We start from the raw sequence: 6,287 nt of genomic DNA on the forward strand, positions 1-6,287 counted from the left end.
CCTTGGGCCCGTCGGCCGGGTAGTCGTACATGCGCCGGCGCGGCGGCGCGGCGCGCTCGCGGCGCCGCTCGAGGGCGCGCTGCCGGTCCTCCTCGGACTGGCGGGCGATCTCCGCGGCCTTCGCGTCGTCACGGGTGAGGCAGTCGCCGGTCTCGGGGTCGAAGACGTGCATGAGGGCGGGGTCGAAGACGAAGTTGCCGTCGTCGCCCTCACGCACCCGCGAGCGCGGGTCGAGGTTGATGACCATCTGGGTGCGCATGCCCTCGCCGTCGAGCTCCTTGTCGAGCTCGTCGAGCTTGTCCTTGACGTCGCCCTCGACGGTGAAGGGGATGTAGGCGTACTGCTCGTTGCCCAGCCACTCCGTCTGGTCGACCGGCGCCGCGAAGCGCACGCCGCCGGCGGGCACGTCACCCAGGTCGGCGTCCTTGATGTGCTCGGGACGGATGCCGACGATGAGCAGGTCCTTGTCCCCGGCGCGCTCGCGCACGGCCTGCGGCATCGGCACCCGGCAGAAGGGCAGCTGCAGCTCGTCGCCGTGGACCTCCGCGGGCAGGAAGTTCATCGGCGGCGTGCCGATGAAGCCCGCGACGAAGAGGTTGACCGGCTGGTCGTAGAGCTCGCGGGGGCTCGCGCACTGCTGCAGGACGCCCTTCTTGAGCACCGACACCCGGTCGCCGAGGGTGAGCGCCTCGGTCTGGTCGTGGGTGACGTAGATCGTCGTCGTGCCCATGCGGCGCTGCATGCGGGCGATCTCGGTGCGCATCTGGCCGCGCAGCTTGGCGTCGAGGTTCGACAGCGGCTCGTCGAAGAGGAAGGCGTCGGCGTCGCGGACGATCGCCCGGCCCATCGCGACGCGCTGCCGCTGACCACCGGAGAGGTTCGCCGGCTTGCGGTCGAGGTGCTCGTCGAGCTCGAGCATCGAGCTGGCCATGCGCACCTTGCTGTCGATGTCGGTGTCGCTGTGCTTCCCCTTCGACAGGCGAAGGGGGAAGGCGATGTTCTCGTACACGCTCAGGTGCGGGTAGAGGGCGTAGTTCTGGAAGACCATCGACAGGTTGCGGTCCTTGGGCGAGAGGTCGTTGACCCGCTTGCCGTCGATGAGCAGCTCGCCGCTCGTGATGTCCTCGAGCCCGACGACCATCCGCAGGAGCGTGGACTTCCCGCAGCCGGAGGGGCCGACGAAGATCATGAACTCGCCGTCCTTGATGTCCAGGCTCACGTCGTTGACCGCGGGGAAGCCGTCGCCGTACTTCTTGACGATGTTGTTGAGGGTGATCTCAGCCATGGGGTGTTCTCCAGTTCTGTGAAGGCGGGGGTCAGCCCTTGACGGCGCCCGAGGTCAGGCCGGCGACGATCCGGCGCTGGAAGATCAGCACGAGGATGACGACCGGGATGGTGACGACGACCGAGGCCGCCATGATCGCGCCCGTCGGCTGCTCGAACTGGCTGGCACCGGTGAAGAAGGCGAGCGCGGCGGGGACCGTGCGGGCCTGGTCGGAGGTCAGCGAGATCGCGAAGACGAAGTCGTTCCACGCGGTGAAGAAGGTGATGATCGCGGTCGTGAAGACGCCCGGCGTCGCGAGCGGGATGATCACCTTGCGGAAGGCCTGCCAGCTCGTCGCGCCGTCGACCTGCGCGGCCTGCTCCATCTCCCACGGGATCTGCTGGAAGAAGGCCGACATCGTCCAGATCGACAGCGGCAGGGTGAGCGCGAGGTAGGGGATGATCAGGCCGGGGATGGTGTCGAAGAGACCGATCCGGCTCCACACGTCGAAGAGCGGCGTGACCATCGCGACGACCGGGAAGAAGCTAACCGCGAGGGCGGTCGTGAGGATCATCTTCTTGCCCTTGAACTCCAGCCGCGAGATCGCGTAGGCGCAGAACATCGCGAGCACGACGGAGATGAGCGTCGCGAGCAGGCAGACGATGAGCGAGTTGCGCAGCGCCGGCATGAAGAGGTCGCTCGCGCCGCCGGTGAAGATCAGCCGGTAGTTGTCGAGCGTCGGGTCCTTCGGCCAGAAGTTGCCGAGGTAGGCCTTGTCGGGGTTGGCCAGGTCGCTCGCGCTCTTCAGCGAGAGCGAGAGCATCCACAGCAGCGGCAGCACGGTCCAGATCATGATCGGGATCGCGAGGACGCTCCAGATGCCGGTGCCCTTGGCGGATTCCTTCGCCATGTCAGCTCCTCCCCTGCGTCAGGTCGACCTTGAAGCCCTTGACGAAGAGCGCCGCGATGATCAGCACGCAGATGAAGAGGATCACCGACAGCGCCGACCCGAGCCCGATCTCCGTCCGGTCGATGGTCTGGCGGTAGATGAGGCCGGAGAGGGAGTTCGTCCCGTTGGCACCGCCGGTCATGATGAAGATGTTGTCGAAGATGCGGAAGGCGTCGAGGGTGCGGAAGAGCACCGCGACCATGATCGCCGGCTTCATGTTCGGCAGGATCACCTTCGTCAGCACCTGCATCCACGAGGCGCCGTCGACCTTGGCCGCCTCCTCCATCGAGGTGTCGACCTGGGCCAGGCCGGCGAGGAGCAGCAGCGACATGAAGGGCGTCGTCTTCCAGATCTCCGAGAGGCAGATGACGAAGATCGAGGGCCAGAAGCTGCCGAACCAGTCGTAGTTGTCGCTCACGCCCGGCAGCCAGCTCGTCCAGCGGTTCACGAAGCCGGTGTCCGTCTGGTACATGAAGAGCCAGGTGAAACCCGAGACGACCGTGATGATCGAGTACGGGATGAGCACGATCGTGCGCAGCGTGCGCCGCGGGATGACGATCCGGTGCATCACCAGGGCGATGATGAAGCCGAGGACCAGCTCGACGACGACGGTGATGACGGTGATGAGGACCGTCGCCGCCATCGCGCTCCAGAAGACCGAGTCGCCGAAGGAGACGACGTAGTTGTTGAGCCCGACGAACTCGCGGTTGTCGGGGTCGGTGAGCCGGTACTTGAAGAAGCTGTTCCAGATGGCCTGCAGGATCGGGTAGGCCGTGACGAGCAGCATGACGACGAAGGCCGGCATCGCGAGCTTCCAGCCGAGCCGCTGCTCGGCCCGGGCCCGGTCGGACAGCCGGGGCGCTCCCCCCTTCGCCGTCGTCGTGGTGTCGGTGGTGGCGCTCACAGCAACGCATCCCCCTTCAGGACGTCCTCGAGCAGCGTCGTCGCCTGCTTCGGGGTGGAGCCCGGGGCGACCGACCCGGGCGGGCTGTACTCACGCTGGATGCCCGAGGAGACGTCGCCGTAGTACTGCGTCAGCGGGCGCGGGCCGCTGGAGTCGAGGGACTGGCGGATGAGGGCCGCCATCGGGAAGTCCTTCTTGACGTCGGCGTCGTCGTAGACGGCCTTGCGCGCGGCGGGGTTGCCGGTGCCGAGCATGTAGGCCTTCTGGCTCTCCTTCGAGGTGAGGCACTCGACGGCCTCCCACGCCTGCTCCTGCTTCGACGAGGACTGGGCGACGCCCATCTCGATGCCGCCGAGCGGGGGCTTGGACTCCGTGCCCTCGGTCGTCTGCGGGTAGCGGGTCCAGGCGAGGTCCTTCATCCAATCGACCTCTGCGCCCTTGAGCGCGGCGTAGACGTAGGGCCAGTTGACCATGAAGCCGGCCTGCTCGTTCTGGAACATGTCGAGCGTCGTCGTCTCGTCGGTCGAGCCCATCGCCGGGCCGCCGACGCCCTCGTCGCTGACCTTCTGGATGATCTCGGCGGCCTTCTTGCCGCCCTCGGACTCGAGGCCGAACTTCAGCTCCGGCCCGTCGGCCCCGGGGTTCTCGACGATGTGGTCGCCGCCGCCCTCGACGAGCGCGTTGATCCACACCATGTAGCCCTCGTAGCGCGAGGCCTGGACGCCGACGTTGCTGTCGGTCTTCTTCGCCGCGTCGATGACCTGGTCCCAGGTGACCGGCTTGGTCATGTCGAGACCGGCCTTCTGCGCCACCGACTTGCGGTACCAGAGCAGCTGGGTGTTGGCCCAGAAGGGCGCCGCGTAGAGCTCGTCCTTCCACGTCGCGTTGGTGATCGCCGGGTCGACGACGTCGTCGGTGAAGGTCGACTGCTTGTCCTCGGGCACCGGCGCGAGGTAGCCGGCCTCGGCGAACTCGGCGACGAAGACCGGGTCGATCGACATGATGTCGACGCCCTTGTCGTTCGACGCCAGGCGCCGCAGCAGCTGCTGGCGCTGGTCGCTCGCGCTGTTGGGCAGCAGCTGGATGCCGATCGTGTAGCGGCCGTCGGAGGCGTCGGAGCACTCCTTGGCCAGCTGCGCCTGCCCGCCTCCGGCCGGGTCGGAGCCACCGCCGTCGGGGTTGATGTACCAGGTCAGGTGGGTGGTCCCGCCTGACGAGCTGTCGTTGCCGCAGGCCGCCAGTCCGAGGCTCGCGGCCGTGGCCGCAGCCGCCACGAAGGCGATCCGACGTCGTCGTCGACTCTCCACGTCGTTCCTTTCGTCCGCAGGGGCGGCGTGGACCGGCGCCCGACGCTGCCTCCTAGTCATGTGTCTACACCCCCGCTGCGCTCTGCGTCACGCAAGCGGGCCGACGACTTGGGCCACGGGCTGATTCGTGACCACCCGGGGTCGGTCGCCAACGTGACCGACAGCGCGCGGACGGCCGTCGAAGGGAGGTCACGCGCAGGTCTACTGTGCAAGGGACCCCACGAAAGGTGCACCCATGACCGACCCCACCACGACCGCCGGCGACTCCCCCTTCGCCGATCTGATCGCCGCCAACCAGGCCTTCGCCGACGACTTCACCCTCGGCGGCTTCGACGGCATCGCCAAGGCAGGCGTTGCCATCGTCACCTGCATGGACAGCCGCATCGACCCGCTCGGCATGCTCGGGCTCAAGCCGGGCGACGCGAAGATCTTCCGCAACCCCGGTGGCCGCGTCACGGCCGCCGCGCTCGAGGCCCTCGTCCTCGGGGTGCACCTGCTCAACGTCAACCGCGTGCTCGTCATCCCGCACACCCGGTGCGCGATGACCAGCTCGACCGAGGTCGAGCTGCGGCAGAAGGTCGGAGAGTCCGCCGGGCAGGACGCCTCGTGGCAGGGCTTCCACGTCGTCACCGACCAGCTGGGCTCCCTGCGTCAGGACGTCTCGGCCGTCCGCTCGCACCCCCTCATCGCCGAGCGCGCGTCCGTCGGCGGCTTCGTCTACGACGTCGACACCGGGCTGATCAACCAGCACTACTGAGGTCCCCCACCGGGACACCCGGGGTCGGTGACGGCGGTCACACCCGCAGTGCCACCATGGGCACATGACCACCGTCACCGAACCCACCCCGACGTCTGACGCCGTCGCCGCACCCTGGGCGAGCGAGCAGATGATCACCTGCCACGACGACCGCGTCGGCCTGCGTGCCGTCATCGCGATCGACGACACGACCCTCGGTCCCGGCTTCGGAGGAGTGCGCTACCGCGCCTATCCCTCCACCGAGGCCGCCGCGCGCGAGGCCCAGCGCCTGGCCGCCGCCATGACCCTCAAGCACGCGCTCGCCGAGCTGCCCTACGGCGGCGCCAAGTCCGTCGTCATGCTCGACGGCGAGCCCGCCGCTCCCGGCTCCCCCGAGCGCCGGGCGCTCTTCGCCCGCTTCGGCGAGATGATCGCCCGCACCGCCGGCTTCTACGTGCCCGGTGTCGACATGGGCACCCTGCTCGAGGACATGCAGACGATCCGCGACGACGGCCACGCCCGCGCCTTCTGCGACGAGGTGAGCCCCTCCCCCTTCACCGCCCGTGGCGTCTACGCGGCGATGCGGGCCGCGGCGGTCCACCACCACGGCGAAGGGGGTCTGTCCGGTCTGCGCGTCGTCGTCCAGGGCGTCGGCAGTGTCGGCGAGGAGGTCGCCCGCCTCGCGCACCGTGACGGCGCCCGCGTCACCGTCGCCGACATCGACACCGCCCGCGCGAGCGCTCTGGCCGCGAGCTCGGCGGCGACATGGTGCCGACGCAGGACGCCCCCTTCGCCGAGGCCGACGTCTTCGCCCCGTGCGCCATCGCCCGGGTCGTCACCCGTGAAGCGATCGACCGGATCCCCGCGCGGATCATCGCCGGTGCGGCCAACGACACCCTCGACACCCCCGACTGCGCCGAGGCGCTGCAGGCGGCGGGCATCACCTTCGTCCCCGACTTCGTCGCCAATGCCGGCGGTGTCATCCAGGTCCACGGCGGCGTCGCCGGCTGGTCCGACGACGAGACGCTCGCCGCGATCGACCGGATCGGCGAGCGGGTCACCGGCCTGCTCGAGACCGCCGAGGCGGAGGGGCATCACGCCCCTCGAGGCCGCGCTGCGCCGCGCGG

The 6,287-nt window shown here is 69.0% G+C and carries 6 protein-coding genes; 2 read left to right on the top strand and 4 right to left on the bottom strand.

Features of this window, described 5'->3' with window-relative positions:
• The 4 genes from AC2W7J_RS14450 to AC2W7J_RS14465 form a co-directional block, all read right to left on the bottom strand.
• Positions 1–1,285: ABC transporter ATP-binding protein (locus tag AC2W7J_RS14450; RefSeq protein ID WP_485983231.1), on the bottom strand; the 1,285-nt coding region annotated here is incomplete at its 3' end.
• A 31-nt stretch (positions 1,286–1,316) separates the two neighbouring features.
• Positions 1,317–2,174, bottom strand: a complete 858-nt coding sequence (locus AC2W7J_RS14455; protein ID WP_255185390.1) for a carbohydrate ABC transporter permease — start codon at positions 2,172–2,174, stop codon at positions 1,317–1,319.
• Position 2,175: 1 nt separating this feature from the next.
• Positions 2,176–3,117, bottom strand: coding sequence for a carbohydrate ABC transporter permease (locus tag AC2W7J_RS14460; RefSeq protein WP_421007160.1), 942 nt, complete (start codon positions 3,115–3,117; stop codon positions 2,176–2,178).
• The gene (locus AC2W7J_RS14465) at positions 3,114–4,391 is read right to left on the bottom strand and encodes an extracellular solute-binding protein (protein WP_485983233.1); all 1,278 of its coding nucleotides are present in this window, start codon (positions 4,389–4,391) and stop codon (positions 3,114–3,116) included. The genes AC2W7J_RS14460 and AC2W7J_RS14465 overlap by 4 nt, the downstream gene beginning before the upstream one ends.
• 268 nt (positions 4,392–4,659) lie before the next feature.
• Between AC2W7J_RS14465 and AC2W7J_RS14470 the strand changes: the two genes are divergently transcribed.
• Together AC2W7J_RS14470 and AC2W7J_RS14475 are read left to right on the top strand one after the other, a co-directional pair.
• Positions 4,660–5,181 carry a beta-class carbonic anhydrase gene (locus AC2W7J_RS14470; protein ID WP_485983235.1) on the top strand — a complete coding sequence of 174 codons (522 nt, stop codon included), beginning with the start codon at positions 4,660–4,662 and terminating at the stop codon, positions 5,179–5,181.
• 64 nt (positions 5,182–5,245) lie between these two features.
• The coding region (locus tag AC2W7J_RS14475; RefSeq protein ID WP_485983237.1) for a Glu/Leu/Phe/Val dehydrogenase dimerization domain-containing protein at positions 5,246–6,287 on the top strand (1,042 nt) is incomplete at its 3' end.

It is taken from the genome of Janibacter sp. CFPM2_SD2 (genome assembly GCF_057364645.1).

Bases quoted from the DNA above. Each gene is read 5' to 3' on its own strand.
- AC2W7J_RS14470 (WP_485983235.1), top strand. From the start codon at position 4,660: ATGACCGACCCCACCACGACCGCCGGCGACTCCCCCTTCGCCGATCTG.
- AC2W7J_RS14455 (WP_255185390.1), bottom strand. From the start codon at position 2,174: ATGGCGAAGGAATCCGCCAAGGGCACCGGCATCTGGAGCGTCCTCGCG.